Origin of the sequence: Massilia sp. UYP32, assembly GCF_050434365.1 — a bacterium.
Lineage (GTDB): Bacteria > Pseudomonadota > Gammaproteobacteria > Burkholderiales > Burkholderiaceae_D > Telluria > Telluria timonae.
On record NZ_JBNDIK010000001.1, the window covers coordinates 242,133 to 259,977 of the forward strand.

General features: G+C 65.7%; 15 protein-coding genes. 6 read left to right on the plus strand and 9 right to left on the minus strand.

The features are described from left to right. The first annotated feature begins 145 nt into the window (after nt 1–145). The 4 genes from ABIB42_RS01100 (at nt 146) to ABIB42_RS01115 (ending at nt 3,247) form a co-directional block, all read left to right on the plus strand. Nucleotides 146–1,084: a CysB family HTH-type transcriptional regulator gene (locus ABIB42_RS01100; protein ID WP_005669314.1), complete on the plus strand. Its 939-nt coding sequence runs from the start codon at nt 146–148 to the stop codon at nt 1,082–1,084. 10 nt (nt 1,085–1,094) lie between these two features. Next, nucleotides 1,095–1,775 carry a class I SAM-dependent methyltransferase gene (locus ABIB42_RS01105; protein WP_005669316.1) on the plus strand — a complete coding sequence of 227 codons (681 nt, stop codon included), beginning with the start codon at nt 1,095–1,097 and terminating at the stop codon, nt 1,773–1,775. A gap of 23 nt (nt 1,776–1,798) precedes the next feature. Further along, nucleotides 1,799–2,275 (plus strand): YaiI/YqxD family protein, encoded by a 477-nt coding sequence (locus ABIB42_RS01110; protein WP_040777535.1) that lies wholly within the window; start codon nt 1,799–1,801, stop codon nt 2,273–2,275. A 258-nt stretch (nt 2,276–2,533) separates the two neighbouring features. Next, a complete protein-coding gene (locus ABIB42_RS01115) occupies nt 2,534–3,247 on the plus strand; it encodes an N-acyl amino acid synthase FeeM domain-containing protein (RefSeq protein ID WP_005669320.1) in 714 nt (237 codons plus the stop codon). Here ABIB42_RS01115 and ABIB42_RS01120 read toward each other — a convergent pair. The 6 genes from ABIB42_RS01120 to ABIB42_RS01145 all read right to left on the minus strand — a co-directional run bounded on the left by ABIB42_RS01120 (nt 3,223) and on the right by ABIB42_RS01145 (nt 9,108). Then, complete coding sequence (locus ABIB42_RS01120) at nt 3,223–3,696, minus strand: RES family NAD+ phosphorylase (RefSeq protein ID WP_184234400.1); 474 nt, start codon at nt 3,694–3,696, stop codon at nt 3,223–3,225. The two genes, ABIB42_RS01115 and ABIB42_RS01120, sit on opposite strands and share 25 nt — an antisense overlap. Then, nucleotides 3,693–4,250: a type II RES/Xre toxin-antitoxin system antitoxin gene (gene parS, locus ABIB42_RS01125; protein WP_005669324.1), complete on the minus strand. Its 558-nt coding sequence runs from the start codon at nt 4,248–4,250 to the stop codon at nt 3,693–3,695. Before parS ends, ABIB42_RS01120 begins: the two co-directional genes overlap by 4 nt. 221 nt (nt 4,251–4,471) lie before the next feature. Next, on the minus strand, nt 4,472–5,500 hold the full coding sequence (locus tag ABIB42_RS01130) for a porin (RefSeq protein WP_429247735.1): 1,029 nt from the start codon (nt 5,498–5,500) through the stop codon (nt 4,472–4,474). Between the two features lie 161 nt (nt 5,501–5,661). Next, entirely contained in the window at nt 5,662–6,852 is a 1,191-nt protein-coding gene (locus ABIB42_RS01135; protein WP_429247736.1) for a histidine kinase, read from the minus strand. Nucleotides 6,853–6,965: 113 nt separating this feature from the next. Further along, nucleotides 6,966–7,733, minus strand: coding sequence for a LytR/AlgR family response regulator transcription factor (locus ABIB42_RS01140; protein ID WP_429247737.1), 768 nt, complete (start codon nt 7,731–7,733; stop codon nt 6,966–6,968). 82 nt (nt 7,734–7,815) lie between these two features. Beyond that, nucleotides 7,816–9,108: a sensor histidine kinase gene (locus ABIB42_RS01145; RefSeq protein WP_429247738.1), complete on the minus strand. Its 1,293-nt coding sequence runs from the start codon at nt 9,106–9,108 to the stop codon at nt 7,816–7,818. A 259-nt stretch (nt 9,109–9,367) separates the two neighbouring features. On the opposite strand from ABIB42_RS01145, the gene ABIB42_RS01150 reads away from it, so the two are divergent. After that, entirely contained in the window at nt 9,368–10,306 is a 939-nt protein-coding gene (locus ABIB42_RS01150; protein ID WP_273034583.1) for an exopolyphosphatase, read from the plus strand. A 15-nt stretch (nt 10,307–10,321) separates the two neighbouring features. On the opposite strand, the gene ABIB42_RS01155 is transcribed toward ABIB42_RS01150, so the two are convergent. The 3 genes from ABIB42_RS01155 to ABIB42_RS01165 form a co-directional block, all read right to left on the minus strand. After that, nucleotides 10,322–12,664, minus strand: a complete 2,343-nt coding sequence (locus tag ABIB42_RS01155; protein WP_429247739.1) for a sensor domain-containing protein — start codon at nt 12,662–12,664, stop codon at nt 10,322–10,324. A gap of 94 nt (nt 12,665–12,758) precedes the next feature. Then, nucleotides 12,759–13,640, minus strand: coding sequence for a formate dehydrogenase accessory sulfurtransferase FdhD (gene fdhD, locus ABIB42_RS01160; RefSeq protein WP_429247740.1), 882 nt, complete (start codon nt 13,638–13,640; stop codon nt 12,759–12,761). After that, complete coding sequence (locus tag ABIB42_RS01165; RefSeq protein ID WP_429247741.1) at nt 13,637–15,946, minus strand: FdhF/YdeP family oxidoreductase; 2,310 nt, start codon at nt 15,944–15,946, stop codon at nt 13,637–13,639. The genes fdhD and ABIB42_RS01165 overlap by 4 nt, the downstream gene beginning before the upstream one ends. 248 nt (nt 15,947–16,194) lie before the next feature. Between ABIB42_RS01165 and ABIB42_RS01170 the strand changes: the two genes are divergently transcribed. Further along, nucleotides 16,195–17,742, plus strand: a complete 1,548-nt coding sequence (locus ABIB42_RS01170; RefSeq protein ID WP_071363466.1) for a catalase — start codon at nt 16,195–16,197, stop codon at nt 17,740–17,742. Nucleotides 17,743–17,845 lie beyond the last annotated feature (103 nt).

Sequence of the window (17,845 nt, forward strand, 5' to 3'; positions counted from 1 at the left end):
CCATTAAATAATGTCCCGATGATACGGAGCTAAGCTTATATTCCAAACTACGGATAATTTATTTGCTTATATACGTAACCCGAATAAGCATCTTAGAATGTCGTTCGCAGCAGCTTGATGTCCTTTACACAACAATAATTATCAAATGAATCTCCACCAACTGCGCTTCGTGCGCGAGGCCGTACGCCAGAACTACAATCTGACCGATGCCGCCAAGGCATTGTTCACCTCCCAGCCCGGAGTCTCGAAAGCCATCATCGAGCTGGAAGAAGAGCTGGGCGTCGACATCTTCACCCGTCACGGCAAGCGCATCCGCGGCCTGACCGAGCCGGGGCGGCTGGTGCTGCAATCGGTCGAGCTGATCATGCAGGAGATCGACAGCCTGAAACGCATCGGCAAGGAGTACGCCGCCCACGACAGCGGCAGCTTCACCATCGCCACCACCCATACCCAGGCGCGCTACATGCTGCCGAAGGTGGTGCAGGGCTTCATGCAGAAGTATCCGAAGGTGCGCCTGTCGCTGCTGCAGGGCAATCCGAAGCAGATCGCCGACATGGTCAAGAACGACCAGGCCGACCTGGCCATCGCCACCGAATCGATCACCGCCGTCGAAGGCCTGATCACCTTGCCTGCTTACCAGTGGGAGCACGTGGTGGTGGCGCCGCCGGACCATCCGCTGTTCAAGTCGCGCGCCATTTCGCTCGAAGAAATCGCCAGCTACCCCGTGATCACGTATGATGCCGCCTTCGCCGGCCGCAGCAAGATCGACCACGCCTTCGGCTTGCGCAACCTGAAGCCGGATGTGCTGCTGGAAGCGATCGACGCCGACGTGATCAAGACCTATGTCGAGCTGGGCATGGGCGTCGGCATCATCGCCGGCATGGCCTTCGACCCCGAGCGCGACCGCAACCTGCGCGCGCTGCCGGTCGGCCACCTGTTCGGCATGAACACCTCGCGCGTGGCGATCAAGCAGGGCGCCTACCTGCGCAGCTATATCTATACCTTCATCGAGCTCTTGACGCCGACGCTCAACCGCAAGATGGTCGAGTCGGCGATGCGCGGTGGGGAAAACTACGAACTGTGATGGAATGACGATGGACAATAATTGTGCCGTAAACCCGGTGATTGCCTACTACGACGGCATTGCCGCCCACTACGACAACGCTAGCGCCGACTATTCGGAAGAGCAGCTGGAAGACCTGGACGAGGCGCGCGAGCAGCTCGCCACCTTGCTGGCCGGCCACCGCATCCTGGAGCTCGGTTGCGGCACCGGCGCCTGGACCGAGGTGCTGGCCGAGAGCGCGGATTTCGTCCTGGCGACCGACGCCAGCGCAGCCATGCTCGACCTGGCGCGCATGCACGGTGAAGACCTGGACAATGTCGACTACCGCCTGGTCGACGCGCTGGCGCTGCCGGATGATCTCGGCAGCGGCGACGACAAGTTCACGGCCGTGTTCATGGCCGGCCTGTGGTCGCGCCTGACGCGCGACCAGCAGGAAGCGCTGCTGCTGTCGCTCAAGAAGCGCCTGGGCAAGGACGTGCTGCTGGTGGTTTTCGACGACGCCTATGTCGAAACCGAGAGCGCCACCATCGCCCGCACCGACCTGCAGGGCAATACGCACGAATTCCAGCTCGACGCCGACGGCAACCGTCACGAGCTGGTCAAGAACTACCCGACCGACAGCTATCTGCGCAAGCGCCTGGACAAGGTCGGCCGCGAGATCAAGATCGCGCGCTGGGAGTTCTATTGGGTGCTGACCTGCCGGTTGAAGTGATGGATCAGGAAGCACCGCAGGACCTGCACATCTGGGTCGACGCCGACGCCTGTCCGGGCGTCGTCAAGGACATCCTGTTCCGGGTGGCCGAGCGCCTGCAGCTGAACGTCACGCTGGTGGCGAACCAGCTGATCCGGGTGCCGGGCTCGCGCTTCATCCGCGCGCTGCAGGTGCCGGCCGGGCCCGACGTGGCCGATGCCGAGATCGTCGCGCGGGTGAGCGCCGGCGACATCGTCGTGACCGGCGACATTCCGCTGGCGGCGCTGGTGCTGGACAAGGGCGGCCTGCCACTCAATCCGCGCGGCGAGTGGTACACCAAGGACACGATCGCTCAGCAATTGACGATGCGCGCCTTCATGGAAGAGTTGCGCGGGAGCGGCGTCGACACCGGCGGGCCGGCCGCCTTCAGCCAGGCCGACCGCCAGAACTTTGCGAATGCACTCGACCGCCAGCTGGCGCGGTCCAGGTCGCGCGCGCCGGATCGCCGGACCGGCGCCTAGCGTCGAACGGCAACATATATTGACCCGCGCACGATGCTGTTATTCTGTTGATAACAATGTTGTACTTGTTATAATTAGGCAAGGGTGCACGCTCCATTCCGGAGTGGGGCAGGATGCGCGATGGTCGGGCCGCCACGCGTAACAGTTCACGCCCATGTCAACCGGACGCAAGCGTGAACGTTGAGAGCTTGCCATGCACGCCAACGTCACACGCACTCGCCGCATCGAACCACTGTCAGCATTCCCGAAGGGGACCGCATGACGCGCACCCGCTACGGACTGCGTTCGCCCGACAGCCCCGATGGCCGCAGCGGCGCCAGCCTGCTGATCGAGCGCATGTACGCCTGGCGCGGCTACCAGGCGGCAAGGCTCGACGCCGATGACCCGTACCGCATCACCCTGACCGCGTCCGACCGGGACGAGGTGGTGGGCACCCTGACCATCGGGATCGATGCCGGCCACGGGCTGATGGCCGACCATATGTACAAGCAGGAACTGGATGGTTTCCGGCGCGACGGCGCGCGCCTGGCCGAGGTCACCAAGCTGGCGTTCGACCATTCGGTCCAGTCCAAGCATGCGCTGGCCAGCGTGTTCCACCTGGCCTTCATCTACGCCCGCGAGATGCACGGCTGCACCGACGCCGTCATCGAAGTCAATCCGCGCCATCGCCGCTTCTACCAGCGCATGCTCGGTTTTCGCCAGGTGGGGGACCTCAGGACGAACCCACGCGTCAACGCGCCTTCCTACCTGCTGCACGTCAGCCTGGCCTATGTGGCAGAGCAGGTCGAGGCGGTGGGCGGCGCGTTCAAGCGCGGCATCGACACCGGCGAGCGTTCCTTCTATCCCTATTTCTTCTCGCCCGAAGAGGAGCGGGGCATCGCGGCGCGGCTGCTGCGGACCGAGGCCGTCGACACCGGTCCGAGCCAGGACGTGGCCAGCCGGTGGGCTCAGGAAAAGAGCCTGGGATCGTAGTGCCAGCGCTTGAGCGTGGTGGCGCCGATTGCGGTGGCGCCGTCATGGCGGGGATTGATCAGGACATTGTATTCGTCGGGCACGATCACGGACGGGACCAGCAGCAGGGCCGTTTCGCGCCCCATGACCCAAGCGTCGCCGACGGTCCTGGAGGTGAGCCCGGCCGGAATCGCATCCCATCCCGCAGGCGGTGGATCGAGCACCCTGCGCGCAGCCCATAGCGCAGCGGGAATGTCGATCCTGACCAGGTAGCGGTTGTACGGCAGGCCTTCGCCGCTGAAATAGTGCACCGTTTCGAGCGTGGCGAGGGCGATGCTGCTGGCGCAATAGACGACGGGTGTACCCTTGCTGTTCCATCGTCCTCCCGTCGTCCTGGCGCCGATGCCTTGCATATCGTGGGCGTTGTAGTCAGGCGTTTCGCTGGCGATCCGCCAGGCCGTGACGGTCACGCGTAGACCCCGCTTTGCGTCCGCGCGAGCAGTTCGGCCACCAGGCGCTGGCCCTCGATGGTGTCCATATAGCTGGCCGGCGTCGCGCCAGCCAGCGCCGGAACCGGACTGGCGAGCCAGCCGGCCACCCAGCGCGCCGCATCGAAGCCATCCGGATCGCCCGATTGCTGCACCATGGTCTGCACCATGCCGATCAACATGCCCACCCCGAGCACGCGCTCCGACTCGTCCCTGGACAGGGGCGTGGCGTTTCTTTCCTTGCGATTGATCGTGGCCCGTGACAGGCCGAGGCTCGCGAGCAGGTTTTCCTTGCTGATGCCCATCTGCATGGAGAGCTCGCCGATGCTGGAGGCGGGAACACCTTCGCGGATGAGCGCGATCCTGGCCTGCGGGTCGACGTGGTAGAGCTGGCTTGCCTCGGCGACGAAGTGAGTGGATTCGCCAGTCGCGGCAGCGGCGAAATGGGGAGCATCGGCCCGGCCGGATGTCGCGCCGCCGGGGCTGGGCTTCCCGCCGCGCGCTGCGCTTGCTTTTGTCTTTGGTGACCTGGACATGATCGTCTCCTTTGATCCTTCACTCTAGTTCAGATGAGGCAAACGATCGTTGGAATGTGGTCGACCATTGATCGGTCACAAACGATGACCAAGGCGGCTGCAGAGATAGTTGAGGGCGCCATGAAAAACGCCGGCATGGCCGGCGTCAGGCGTCCCGCGGACGCGGGAACAAAGTGGAGACCTCGCACGCCGCCCGCAGGCGACGTGCGTGGCCCTGCGTATCAGAACGAGTGACGCAGGCCGACGGTGAACACCGACGGATCGGCGCCCAGCGCGGTGGCTGGCGGGGTCACGTTGTTCGACGAGGCGTTGATGCCGAACACGCCGCGGCTGTTGTTGCGCAGCTGGGCGTAGGTGGTATAAATGTTGGTGCGCTTCGACAGCGAGTAGGTGTACGACACCGACACGGTGTTGCCCTTGGCGTCGGTGTTGTCCAGCTTCTGTTGCTGGAAGTTCAGGAAGAACTTGTTCGCGCCGACGGCGTACGAAGCGCCGATGTTGGCGTTGGTGTATTCAGGGTTGACAGCGTTGCCGGCGCCTTCCAGCTCGGCCTTCATCCAGTTGCCCTTGATTTCGAACGCGCCGAAGTTGTAGCCGGCGCCGAACGCCATTTCCTTGTCGTCGCCTTCGGTCAGGCGCTCGATGGTGTGGTAGCCGGCGCCCAGGTACAGGCCGCCGTTCTTGTATTCCAGCGATGCGCCCATCAGGTCGCCCGACGGGTCGACGGTCGTTTCGCCGGTCGAGTAGGCGGCGTTGACGACGAAGCCCGACAGCGAGTTCGATTTGTAGTTGACCGAGTTCGCCAGGCGACGGGTCAGGCGGCTGGTGCCGAAGGCCGACAGGTTCGAGCCGTACAGGCCCTGGCCGTTGATGTCCGATGCGGCGGCGACGGCGGCGATCGGCGAGTATTCGCGACCGACGGTCAGGGTGCCGAACTCGCCCTGCAGGCCGACCACGGCGCGGCGGCCGAACGTCTGCGAGTCGGTGGCGCCGGTGTCGAGCGACACGCCGGCTTCGATGTTGAACAGGGCTTTCAGGCCATTGCCGAGATCTTCGGTACCGCGGAAGCCCAGGCGGCTGCTCGACTGGTTGCCCGAGCTGACGGTGGTACGGCGGTCTTGGCCCGGCGCATCGGTGTCTTCCAGGGCGATGGCCGCGTCCATCACGCCGTAGATCTGGACGTTGGTCTGGGCTTGGGCGAACAGTGGCAGGGACGACAGCACAGCGGCGGCCAGGAACTTATACTTCATGAAGATCTCCAGTTTGGTTTCGACAAGATGTTGAGTTATCAATCAACTCAGATCGACAGCGATCTTATCGAGCCAATATGTCGAGTTCATGACATCCTGACTATGTTGTTTTTACGCAATACACGAATAATATTCTTTACTTTCGGCATCCGTAGAACAGGTCAGACGACGTGTCCGCTCAGCGGCAGCACGATGTCGATGCGGGTGCCGGGCGGTTCGTCGCCGGCGATGGTGATGTCGCCGTGCATGGCCCAGACCCGCTCGCGCATGCCGACCAGGCCCAGCGACTGGGCCTTTTCCATGTCTTCGGCGCGGATGCCGCGGCCGTCGTCCTGGATCGTCACCAGCAGCTCGCCATTGGTGCGATACAGATTGAGCAGCACGTTCTGCGCTCCCGCATGGCGCGCGATATTGGTCAGCGCTTCTTGCACGATGCGAAACACGGCCGTGCTGGCGGCGTCGTCCAGGCGCAGCTCGGCCTCGTCGGCCAGCAGCGTGCAGGCGATGCCGTGGCGTTCGACGAACTCGTCGCGCAGGCCCTGCAGCGCGAAATACAGGCCGCCTTCGTCGAGCGCGCGCGGGCGCAGGTTGGTGGCGATGCGGCGCAGCGAGGTGATGGCGGTGAGCAGGTTGTTTTCCATGCCGGCGATCAGGCGCACGCTGGCGTCGGGCAGGTGGTCGACCCGCGTCAGCAGGGTCAGGTCCATGCGCAGCGAGGCCAGCAGCTGGCCCAGGTCGTCGTGCAGTTCGCGCGCGATGTGGGTGCGTTCTTCTTCGCGGATGCTCTGCAGGGCCGATGAAAGCTGGCGCAGCTGGTCGTGCGAGCGCGCCAGCTTTTGCTGCACCAGGTGGCGCTCTGACACGTCGCGCAGGATCACCGTGAACACGAGGCGGCCTTCGTGCTCGATGCTCGAGATCGAGCCCTCGACGGGAAACAGCTGGCCGCCGGCGCGGATGCCGGTGACGGCGTAGTCGGTGGCGCGCCGGCCGGCACGGCCGCTGCCGGCCGGGAAATAGTCGAATGGGGTATGCGCCTCCGGCGTGGGCTGCTGGATGAAACGCGACAGCCGGGCGCCCTGCATCGCGCTCACGCTCGAATTGAACATCTGCGCCGCGGCCGGGTTGGCCAGCAGGATGGTGGTGTCCTCGTCGACCGACAGGATGGCGTCGCTGGCGCTGTGGACGATGCGGCGGCTGTCGAAATCGCGCGCATTGCGCGTTGAACTGCGCGCCGGATTGCGGGCCCGGCGCAGGGCGGCCGCCATATTGCCGGCGCAATAGCCGCCCAGGAAGCCGGCCACCAGCACGGCCGGACCGGTGCGGCGACTGCGTGTCCTGCGCTGAGGTCTCATGCGGGAAAGATAGTTAGAGAAGACGGCCGCGGACGCGGGCCGGGATCTCTACATTACGCGCAAGAGCGGGGCGGGGCGTTGAGGGCAGACAAGGCGCCGGCGCGCCTCGGCGATCACATCTGCTTGAACAGGTGCAGGAAGCTGCGGCTGACCTCGAGCTTTTCCGGGCGGCCCTTGACCAGCACGAGGTGACGGCCGCGGATGTCGCGCGTCACGCCCTCGATCGCATTCACGTTGACCAGGGTCGCACGGTGGATCTGCCAGAACAGCGACGGGTCGAGCTCTTCGGCCAGGTCGCGCACCGGCTTGCGGATCAGCGCCTCGAAGCTGCTCGTCTGCACGGCCGTGTATTTCTCGTCCGAACGGAAGAACAGGATGTCCTCGACCGGGATCATGCGCAAGTCCTGGCCGATGCTGGCCTGGATCCATTGCAGGTGCTTTTGCTTCGGCGCGGCGATCTTCTCGGCCAGCTGGCTCAGCATGGCCGACACGCTGTCGTTGACGCCGCCGGCGGCCTGCGGTTTTTCCAGGCGTTCCTTGAGGCGGTCGACCGTGATCTTCAGGCGGTCCGGCTCGGTCGGCTTGAGCACGTAGTCGATCGCGCCGCGCTCGAAGGCTTCCACCGCGTACTGGTCGTAGGCGGTGACGAACACGATCTGGCTGGCGTCGCCGATCTCGCGCGCCGCTTCCATGCCGGTCTTGCCCGGCATGCGGATGTCGAGGAAGGTCAGGTCGGGCCTCAGTTCGCCGACCAGCTGCACGGCTTCTTCGCCATTCTTCGCTTCGCCGACGATCTGCAGTTCGGGCCAGGCTTCCTGCAGGCGCATGCGCAGCTGGTCGCGCATCAGTCTTTCGTCATCGGCAATAATCGCGGTAGGCATGGTGGTCTCTTCTCGGGTTTATTATTGAATGATTATTCAATGAAACAGGGCGTCAGGCAAGCCGGGCGGCTGACTGGCGGTTTCAAGTTTGTTTCGACAACTGATAAGGCACTTCGATCGTCGCGATCACGCCGCTCGGGCTGTTGGCGCCGATGTGCAGGCGGGCGCTGTCGCCGTGCAGCAGCTTGAGACGGTCGCGGATCGTCTGCAGGCCCAGGCCGGTGCCGTCGCTCGGCACCACGCCGAAACCCACGCCGTCGTCGGTCACGGTCACGCGCAGCTTGCTGTCGGCCACCTCGGCCACGATCCGGAGGGTGCCGCCTTCGGGCTTGCATTCCAGGCCGTGCTTGATCGCGTTCTCGACCATGGATTGCAGCATCATCGGCGGGAAGGCCGCGCTGCGCAGGCCGTCCGGGATCTGCAAGTCGACCGTCAGGCGTTCTTCCATCCGCATCTTGAGCAGGGCCAGGTAGGCGCTGACCATGTCCACCTCGCGTCCGAGGCCGGTGAGCACGGCGTTGTCGCGCATCTGCGGCAGCACCGCGCGCAGGTACTGGATCAGGCTGCGCTGCATGGCCGAGGCGCGCGGCGGGTCGACCCGGATCAGGTGCTCGACCGAGGCCAGCGTGTTGAACAGGAAGTGCGGTTCGACCTGGGCCTGCATCATCTGCATCTTCGTTTCCGACAGCTGGCGCTGCATGGCTTCGCGCTCGGCGGCGGCGTTGGCGACCTGGGCCACGGCATCGGCGCGCTTCTTGCCGCCGACCAGGGCCTTGGTGCCGAACAGGGCAAGCAGGAGCAGCAGCACGAAGTTCATGAACCAGGTCGAGGCCTGCTTGTGGTAGCGCGACACCTTCTGCTCGGCGGCGTCCTCGACCGCCGCTTCGATGGCGTTCGAGAGTTCCTCGCCGATCTGCGGCGGCAGCTCGATGTGGACCGAATCGTCGCCAGGGTGGATATTGACGCCGCCGGCGCCGATGGCGGGCGGCTTGGGCGGCAGCGGCGGACGGGGCGCCTCGGGCGCATCCGGATCCGCAGGGTCCGCCGGCGCCGCCGGCTCGGCAGGGTCCGCCGGCTCGGCCGCGCCGCCGCGCGCACGGGTGCGCGGATTGAAGCGGATGCCGCTTTCGTCGATCAGGATGCTGGCTTCGCTGCGCCGCCCCGCCTCGCGCTCGGCGCGCGCGATCTCTTCCTGGGCCGGGCCGTTGAACAGTTCTTCCTGCAGGATGCCGGCGGCGGTCAGGGTCAGGCAGGCGAACAGGAGGAATTTCCACCACGAGAGCTGGGTAACCCAGGTCGCCACCGCGTCGAAGGCCCGGTAGAGCCACGACAGGATGCCCGTCAAATACTGTTGTGTCGAACTGCGTGCTTGCATGGTCGTCAATCTTGTCTGGCTGCCATCGCCGGGGTGGCCGACGATGGAGCGTTGGAATGATGCAACTTTAACGCGCCGGACGCGTCAGGGCCAGCCCCCTGCGACAGCCTGCAGGATTCGGGGAATGGACGGTGCGCATGCGCAGCAAATGATCGAACTCAACAGCTATTAATTAGAAACATTGCAAGGTAAGATGTTCCTTACCGATGGCCGGGCCATGCCGGGACCAATCACAACCGACGACGAAAGGGTGTGCTAGATGTCCGCTATTCCCCACAAATTCCGCCTCGTGACCCGTAGCGACTTCGACGGTCTCGTGTGCGCCGTGCTGCTCAGGCATCTCGACCTGATCGACGACATCCTGTTCGTCCATCCCAAGGACATGCAGGACGGCAAAATCGTGATCACCGCCCGCGACATCACGACCAACCTGCCTTACGTCGCCGGCGCCCACCTGGTGTTCGACCACCACCTGTCGGAAACCATCCGCAATACCGGCCGCCGCGAGAACCACATCATCCATCCCGAAGCGCCGTCGGCGGCGCGCGTGGTGTATGACCACTATGGCGGCGCGCGCACCTTCCCGGCCGCCTGGAACACCATGATGGCGGCGGTCGACAAGGGCGACTCGGCGCGTTTCACGCGCGAGGAGGTGCTCGATCCGCAAGGCTGGGACCTGCTGAACTTCCTGATGGATGCGCGCACCGGCCTCGGACGCTTCCACGATTTCCGCATCTCCAACTACCAGCTCATGATGGACCTGATCGGCCACTGCGCCACCCAGGACATCGAACAATTGATGGCGCTGCCGGACGTCGTCGAACGCAGCACCCTGTACCGCGAGCACAGCGCGCGCTGCAAGGAACAGATCCGGCGCTGCGCCAGGGTCGAAGGCAACCTGGTGGTGCTCGACCTGCGGGGCGAATCCGTGATCTACGCCGGCAACCGCTTCATCATCTATGCGCTGTTCCCCGAGACGAACATCTCGATCCACGTGCTGTGGGGCGTGAAGCAGCAGAACACGGTGTTCGCCACCGGCAAGTCGATCCTCAACCGCACCTCGAACACGAATATCGGCGCGCTGATGCTGGAATACGGCGGGGGCGGGCACGAGAACGCCGGCACCTGCCAGGTGGACAATGAATTGGCCGAAGAGGTGCTTGGGGCGCTCATCAAGCGCATCACCAGCGAAGGCTGACGCCGCCGCGCGAAGTCACCGCTGCGCCAGCATCCGGCACGCGGCCTCGGCGGATAAGGGCTCGCTGAACCACTGGCCCTGCATCTGGTCGCAGCCATGGCTGCGCAGGAACTCCACCTGCGCCTCGGTCTCGACCGCTTCGCCGACCACCGTGATGTCGAGGTTGCGGCCGATGTCGATCAGGGCCTTGGCCAGCGAGCCGCCTCGGCCGTGGTCGGCGATATTGTGCACCGCCGCCTTCGACAGCTTGACCTGGCGCACCGACAGCTGCTGCAGGAAGTTCAGGTCGGAGATGCCGCGCCCGAACTGGTCGATCGACAGCATGGCGCCGACGTCGCGCAGCTGGGCCGCCAGGTCGCGTCCCAGTCCCGGATTCCGGATCAGGTCGGCCTCGGGGATCTCGATCTCGAGGGTGCCGGGCGGCAGGCCGTAGCGCGACATGCGTTCGGCGATGCCGGCGATGAAGGTGGGCCGGCTGTATTCGCGGTGCGAGACATTGACCGCCACCGGCAGCGCGGTATAGCCGGCATGGCGCAGCTCGCGCGCGAAGGCGCAGGCCCGGTCCAGCACCCGGTTGCCGATCTCGACGATCAGTCCGCTTTCCTCGGCCTCGGCCAGGAAGGCCGCCGGCAGCATCACCCCGTGTTCGGGATGGCGCCAGCGCAGCAGCGCCTCGAAGCCGCGCACCTTGCCGCTGCGCGCGTCCATGCGCGGCTGGAACAGCAGGAACAGTTCGTCGTCGTCGAGCGCGCTCTTCATATTGCCGGCCAGGATCGCGCGCGCCTCGCTGGCCGAGCGCATTTCGGTGGAATAGAAATGCACGCCGCCGCCATTGTTCTTGGCCCGGTACATGGCCATGTCGGCCGCGCGCACCAGGTCGGCCGAGGTGCGCCCGTCGTGCGGGAAGGCCGCCACGCCCAGGCTGGCGCCGACCGGGATTTCGCTGCCGCCGAAGGCCACCGGCATGGTCAGCGCACGGCGCACGCGCTCGACCATGCGCAGGGTGTAGCGCAGGCTGGGCTGGTCGACCAGCACCATCACGAACTCGTCGCCCGACAGGCGCGCCACCGTGTCGCTGTCACGCACGGTGGCCTGCAGGCGCCGCGCCACCACCTTCAGCACCGCGTCGCCGGCGTCGTGGCCGAAGGTGTCGTTGATGGTTTTAAAGTTGTCGAGGTCGATCAGCACGGCCGCCACCAGCGTCTGGTGGCGCTGGGCCAGGTGCACCGCGTGATCGAGCCGGTCCCATAGCAGCGTGCGGTTGGCCAGGCCCGTCAGGCTGTCGTGGTTGACCTCGTGCTCGAGGCGGTCGGCGCGCTGCTTGCTGGCGGTGACGTCGACCAGGATGCCGACGAAGTGGGTCACCTGGCCATTGTCGTCGTGCACCGGCGTGATGTTCAGGTCGTTCCAGAACAGTTCGCCGTTCTTGCGCAGGTTGCGCAGCACCACGTGGACCGAGCGCTGCTCGTGCAGCGCCTGGCGCATCCGGTTGCGCTCGTCCCCATCCAGCCCGGGCGCGGCCATGAAGCGCGGATCGCGGCCGATGATCTCGTCGGCCGCGTAGCCGGTGATGCGTTCGAAGGCCGGGTTGACGTATTCGGTCGGATGGTCGGGGCCGCCGTTATGCGCGATGATCACGCCGTTGCTCGCCGCGCCCAGGGCCCGCTTGTACAGGTGCAGCTGGCGCTCGCGCGCGCGGCGCTTGGAGATGTCGATGCCCATGCCGAACAGGTACTGACCGCCGTTGCAGTCGATGCGGGCGCCGCGCAGCAGCACGGGAGTTTCGCGTCCGCTGCGCGAGACGTAATCGACTTCCATCTCGAGTTCGACATTGTCGTCGAACATGCGGCGGACCTTGTCGGCGAATGCGCCGCGGTCACGCGGGTCGAGCATCTCGAACGCATTGGCCGTCGCCAGTTCTTCCGGCATCATTTCACAGACGCGTTCGAGGTTGTGGTTCCACATCAGGATGCGGCCTTCGCGGTCCAGGATGTAGAAAGTGCCCGGCAACAGGTCGACCACGTCCTTCAGCGCGGTGGCGCCGAGGCGCTCGGCCTCGGACAGGGGAGCGCTCGCCGGAATGACGGTGACGCTGTGGCTGCGCGCGGCGCCGCTGGCATCGAACTGGGCCGCAAGCGTGACGCGCGCCGCGCGCCCCGCCGGCAATGCGAGTTCGGCGGCGCCGCCGTCGCGCAGTGCAGGCCAGGACGGCGCGCCCAGCAACCATGCGGCCTCGCGGCCGAGGGCATCCGCCGCCGCCAGGCCGAACAGTGCGGCGCATTGGGGGTTCCAGGTGATGATCGTACCTGCGTCGTCGGCCAGGAAACTGGCCTGCTCGGAGGGGTCGAACGCTGACATGTCGGGCCGCCTTTCTCGCAACGGAGCGCGTGCCGCTGCGGCCCGCGCTTGCGTGAAGCCAGCTTACACCTGTTCCGAATTCACTTGGCAAGCGTTACGTGCCGTGCGCAACAGGGGCGGGCGCCAGGCGCCATGGATGCGTGTACACCACGTGGCGGTCGCCGCGCACGAAGCCGGCCAGAGTCAGTCCGGCGCGGTCCGCCAGCCGCACCGCCATCGCGGTCGGGGCCGAGATGGCGGCCAGCAAGCCAATGCCGGCGCGCGCCGCTTTCTGCACCATCTCGAAGCTGGCGCGGCTGGTGACGAGCGCAAAGCCGGCGCCGGCATCGATGTCCGCGCGCGCCAGCGCGCCGACCAGCTTATCCAATGCGTTGTGGCGGCCCACGTCTTCGCGCACCAGCAGCAGGCGGCCGTCGCGGTCGGCCCAGCCGGCCGCATGCATGGCGCCGGTGGCCTGGTGCAGGCGCTGCTGGCCGGACATGGCGGCCATGGCGCGCTGCAGCACTTGCGGCGCGAACGGGCCGGTCGTCTGGCAGATGGCGCCGTCGCGCGGGTCGTGCGGCGCCATCTCGCGCTCGAACCAGGCCAGGCTGTCGATGCCGCACAGGCCGCAGCCGGTCTTGCCCAGGCGTGCGCGCCGCGTTGCCTTCAGGCGCGCCATGGCGCCGGGCGCGATGTCGATGGCCAGTGCGATGCCGTACGGGCCGGCCTCGACCTCGACTTCACGCACGTCGCGCGCCGCGCGGACGATGCGTTCGGACAGCGAGAAGCCGACGGCGAAGTCTTCCAGGTCTTGCGGCGACGCCAGCATCACGGCGTGGCTGATGCCGTTGTAGACCAGCGCCACCGGCACTTCCTCGGCCAGCAGTTCGCTGCCGTCGTCGAGCACGCCGTCGCGCCAGCTTGCCGCCGGCACACGGCTGGCCAGCGCGAATGCCGTGTCGCCAGCCTCGGCGAAAGAAGCGCGCGCGTTCATGGGGCCGCCACGGCGGCGGCGCGCTCGAGCAGCACGTCGATCGACTTGGCCGCCGGCACCTTGCTTTCCTTCGCGTGGTGCCACAGCGGAATCAGGGGATTGCACTCCGGGTAGTAGCCGGCGATGCAGCCGGGTGGCACGTCGTAGGGCACGATCTGCAGGCCGTCGACGCGGCGCTCGACGCCGTCGTCGCTGTTCGTGCGCAGCGCCACCACGTCGCCTTGTCGCAAGCCATGGCGCGCCATGTCGGCCTCGCTCATGAACAGCACCATGCGGCTGCCGTGCACGCCGCGGAAGCGGTCGTCATTGCTGTAGATCGTGGTGTTGAACTGGCCGTCGCTGCGGATCGTGAACAGGCGCAGCACGCCCGCGCCGCCGTCCATGTCGGGGTTGCCCGGCAGTTCGTCCGGCGTCGTGAATTCGGCCTTGCCGCTCGGGGTCTTCCAGATCCGTTCGGCGGCGGCGAGCGGCTTGCGGAAACCGCCCGGCGTCCACATGCGTTCATTGAAATCGTGGAAGATCTCGGGGAAGGTGACGCCCATGGCGTCGCGCACCTTGCCGTAGTCGGCCACCCAGGCATCCCAGTCGACGCGCGGGTTCGGATCGAGCGTGGCCTTGGCGATGCCGGCCACGATGGCGGGCTCGGACAGCAGGGTCGCCGCGACCGGCTCGGCCATGCCGCGCGAACCGTGCATGCACGAGGTGCTGTCCTCGACCGTCACCGCCTGCGCTCCCGAACGCTGGCGGTCGATCTCGATCCGTCCCAGGCAGGGCAGCAGGTAGGCAGCCTTGCCGTGGATGACGTGATTGCGGTTGAGCTTGGTGGCCACCTGCACCGTCAGCGGCAGCGCGCGCCACGCCGCTTCCATCAGGCGGGTTTCCGGCACCGCGCGCAGGAAGTTGCCGCCCAGGCCAATGAAGGCTTGCAGCTCGTGCTTGAGGATCGCTTCGCAGGCATCGACGGTGGTCAATCCCTCGTCGCGCGGCGGCTCGAAACCGTACTGCTCCTTGAGTTGATCGAGCGGGGCGAGCTCGGGCTTCTCGGTGATGCCGACCGTGCGCTGGCCCTGCACGTTGGAGTGGCCGCGCACCGGGCAGATGCCGGCCCCGGGCTTGCCGATATTGCCGCGCAAGAGCAGCAGGTTGACCAGCATGGTCACGTTCTGCACGCCGTTGCGGTGCTGGGTCAGGCCCATGCCGTACACGCCCATCGCGGCGCCGGCCTTGCAATACACTTCGGCCGCCTGTTCGAGCGCGGCGCGCGGCAAGCCCGCTTCGCGCTCGATCGCGTCCCAGCCGCAGGCGCGCACGGCGCGCTCGAATGCGTCGAAGCCGTGGGTGTGTTCCTGGATGAAGGCGACGTCGATCACGCGCTGCGCGCCGCTTTCCCGGGCAGCGTCGTCCAGCGCGAAGATGACCTTGCACATGCCCATGATGGCGGCCGTGTCGCCGCCCGGCCTGATCTGGTGGTACTGGGTGCTGATCACGGTCTCGTGCCCGGTGAGCATCTCGAGCGGCGATTGCGGGTTGGTGAAGCTCACCAGGCCGCGCTCGCGCAAGGGGTTGAAGGTAATGATCGGCACGTCGCGTCCGCGCGCTTCCTGCAGCTGGTGCAGCATGCGCGGGCTGTTCACGCCCACGTTCTGGCCGAAGAACAGGATGCAGTCGGTGTGCTTGAAGTCGTTCAGGCCCACCGTGCCGACGCCGACGCCGATGGTCTTTTGCAGGCCGACCGAGGTGCTTTCGTGGCACATATTCGAGCTGTCCGGCAGGTTGTTGTTGCCGTACATGCGCGCCAGCAGCTGGTACATGTACGAGGTTTCCAGCGAGGCGCGGCCGGAGGCATAGAACACGACCTGCTTGCGATCGCAGGCGCGCAAGTGGGCGCCGATCTCGGCGAACGCGACTTCCCACTCGACCGGGCGGTACTTGTCGCTGGCGGGATCGTAGCGCAGCGGCGCCGTCAGGCGGCCGTGGTCTTCCAGCGCGTGGTCGCTCCAGCCTTCCAGTTCGGTGAGCGTGTGGCGGTCGAAGAAATCGGGGCCGATTGCCTTGGTCGTGGTTTCCCAGGCGGTGGCCTTGGCGCCGCTGGAACAGAACTCGAAAGGATGCGGGTCGGCCGGCTTGGCCCAGGCGCAGCTGACGCAGGCATAGCCGTCCGGCTTGTTCTGCTTGAGCAGCAGGCGCGTGTCCTTCAGCACCACGTTCTGGCCGGTCAGGGCGTTCTTGACGTCGTCCACCGAGCCCCAGCCGCCGGCAGGCATGGTGGCGGATTCGACGCGGACGGTTTTCTGTTGATTGCTCATGGGCTCTCCTTGCTGGTGGAAGGGCTACCGTAGCCGCCACCGGAGCCGACTCTCGGTGCGTCCGCGCACGTTGACGCGCATCTTGAACAAATGGCGGGTCATTTCGAGGGCGACAAGCTTCAGGGTGGGTAACCGGAAGTGCGATTATAGCCAAATACCTATCGTTTCTATAAAGATAATTGATTTCATAAATAACATACTCATCTATAAGATAGCTATCTCGACTTGAACTTAAATAGGTTTTGACTATGAGCTATGCTTTACCTTCCGCTGGGCGCCTGGCCCTGTGCGCACTGACCCTGACTGCCGGCGCCATGGCGCTGGCCCAGGGCGCCTATGCCCAGACGCTGACCAAGGACAATGGCGCTCCGGTTGGCGACAACCAGAACAGCCAGACCGCCGGTCCCGGCGGTCCGACCCTGCTGCAGGACGTGCACCTGATCCAGAAGCTGCAGCGCTTCGACCGCGAGCGCATCCCGGAACGCGTGGTGCACGCGACCGGCACCGGCGCCCACGGCAGCTTCGTCGTCACCGATGACTTGTCGGACTTGACCAAGGCCAAGATGTTCAAGCGCGATACCGTGACCCCGGTGTTCGTGCGCTTCTCGACCGTGATCCCGAGCCGCTCGGGCGCGGAAACCGTGCGCGACCCGCGCGGCTTCGCCACCAAGTTCTACACCCAGGAAGGTAACTGGGACCTGGTCGGCAACAACCTGCCGATCTTCTTCATCCGCGACGCGATCAAGTTCCCGGACATGATCCACGCGCTGAAGCCGGACCCGGTCACCAATGTGCAAGAACCCGAGCGCGTGTTCGACTTCTTCTCGCACGTACCGGAAGCGACCGCCATGCTGACCCGCGTGTATTCGAACTACGGCACGCCGGCCAACTACCGCCAGATGGATGGCAGCAGCGTGCACGCGCTCAAGCTGGTCAATGCCAAGGGTGAATATGTGTACGCCAAGTTCGCCTGGAAATCGCGCCAGGGCGAGCGTAACCTGCGTCCGCAAGAGATCCCGCTGATCCAGGGCAAGAGCACCGCCCACGCCACGGTCGACCTGTACGAATCGATCAAGGCCGGCAAGTTCCCGCGCTGGGACCTGACCGTGCAGGTGCTCAAGCCGCAAGAGCTGGACAAGTTCGACTTCGACCCGCTGGATGCGACCAAGATCTGGCCCGGCATCCCGGAGCGCAAGGTCGGCACCATGACCCTGGACCGCGTGCCTGACAACTTCTTCGAAGCGACCGAGCAAGTCGCACTGGCGCCGGGCAACCTGGTGCCGGGCATCGAGCCTTCGGAAGACCGCATGCTGCAGGGCCGCCTGTTCTCGTACATCGATACCCAGCACCACCGCCTGGGCGCGAACTTCCAGTCGCTGCCGATCAACAAGCCGCTGGTGCCGGTGCGTAATCACCAGCAAGATGGCCAGGGCAATATCGATGGTCGCAAGGGCAGCGTGAACTACCAGCCGAGCCGCCTGGCGCCGCTGGTCGAAGACCCGAATGCACGTTCGAGCAACCTGCCGCTGACCGGCACCACCCAGCAGCAGCGCATCGCCAAGACGCTGAACTTCCGCCAGGCCGGTGAGTTCTACCGCTCGCTGAGCAGCCAGGACAAGGACGACCTGATCGCCAACCTGTCGGGCGACCTGAAGCGCGTGCAGAACGTCGAGACCCGCGAGACCATGCTGGCGCACTTCTCGAAGGCCGATGCCGACTACGGCAAGCGCCTGGTGAAGGCGGTTGGCGCCGATCCGGCGAAGATCGCGGCGCGTGTCGCGGCGCTGAAGGAGTGATGTGATGGCTCCGCGCCGCATGAGTAGGTGGCGGCGCGGTGCCTGTAAGCAGTAACGCAAACGCAAATGCAAAAAGCCACGGCAATGCCGTGGCTTTTTGCAT

Coding starts and splice junctions, on each gene's coding strand:
- ABIB42_RS01100 (WP_005669314.1), top strand. CDS start 146: ATGAATCTCCACCAACTGCGCTTCGTGCGCGAGGCCGTACGCCAGAAC.
- ABIB42_RS01105 (WP_005669316.1), top strand. CDS start 1,095: ATGGACAATAATTGTGCCGTAAACCCGGTGATTGCCTACTACGACGGC.
- ABIB42_RS01115 (WP_005669320.1), top strand. CDS start 2,534: ATGACGCGCACCCGCTACGGACTGCGTTCGCCCGACAGCCCCGATGGC.
- parS (WP_005669324.1), bottom strand. CDS start 4,250: ATGTCCAGGTCACCAAAGACAAAAGCAAGCGCAGCGCGCGGCGGGAAG.
- ABIB42_RS01130 (WP_429247735.1), bottom strand. CDS start 5,500: ATGAAGTATAAGTTCCTGGCCGCCGCTGTGCTGTCGTCCCTGCCACTG.
- ABIB42_RS01135 (WP_429247736.1), bottom strand. CDS start 6,852: ATGAGACCTCAGCGCAGGACACGCAGTCGCCGCACCGGTCCGGCCGTG.
- ABIB42_RS01140 (WP_429247737.1), bottom strand. CDS start 7,733: ATGCCTACCGCGATTATTGCCGATGACGAAAGACTGATGCGCGACCAG.
- ABIB42_RS01145 (WP_429247738.1), bottom strand. CDS start 9,108: ATGCAAGCACGCAGTTCGACACAACAGTATTTGACGGGCATCCTGTCG.
- ABIB42_RS01150 (WP_273034583.1), top strand. CDS start 9,368: ATGTCCGCTATTCCCCACAAATTCCGCCTCGTGACCCGTAGCGACTTC.
- ABIB42_RS01155 (WP_429247739.1), bottom strand. CDS start 12,664: ATGTCAGCGTTCGACCCCTCCGAGCAGGCCAGTTTCCTGGCCGACGAC.
- fdhD (WP_429247740.1), bottom strand. CDS start 13,640: ATGAACGCGCGCGCTTCTTTCGCCGAGGCTGGCGACACGGCATTCGCG.
- ABIB42_RS01165 (WP_429247741.1), bottom strand. CDS start 15,946: ATGAGCAATCAACAGAAAACCGTCCGCGTCGAATCCGCCACCATGCCT.
- ABIB42_RS01170 (WP_071363466.1), top strand. CDS start 16,195: ATGAGCTATGCTTTACCTTCCGCTGGGCGCCTGGCCCTGTGCGCACTG.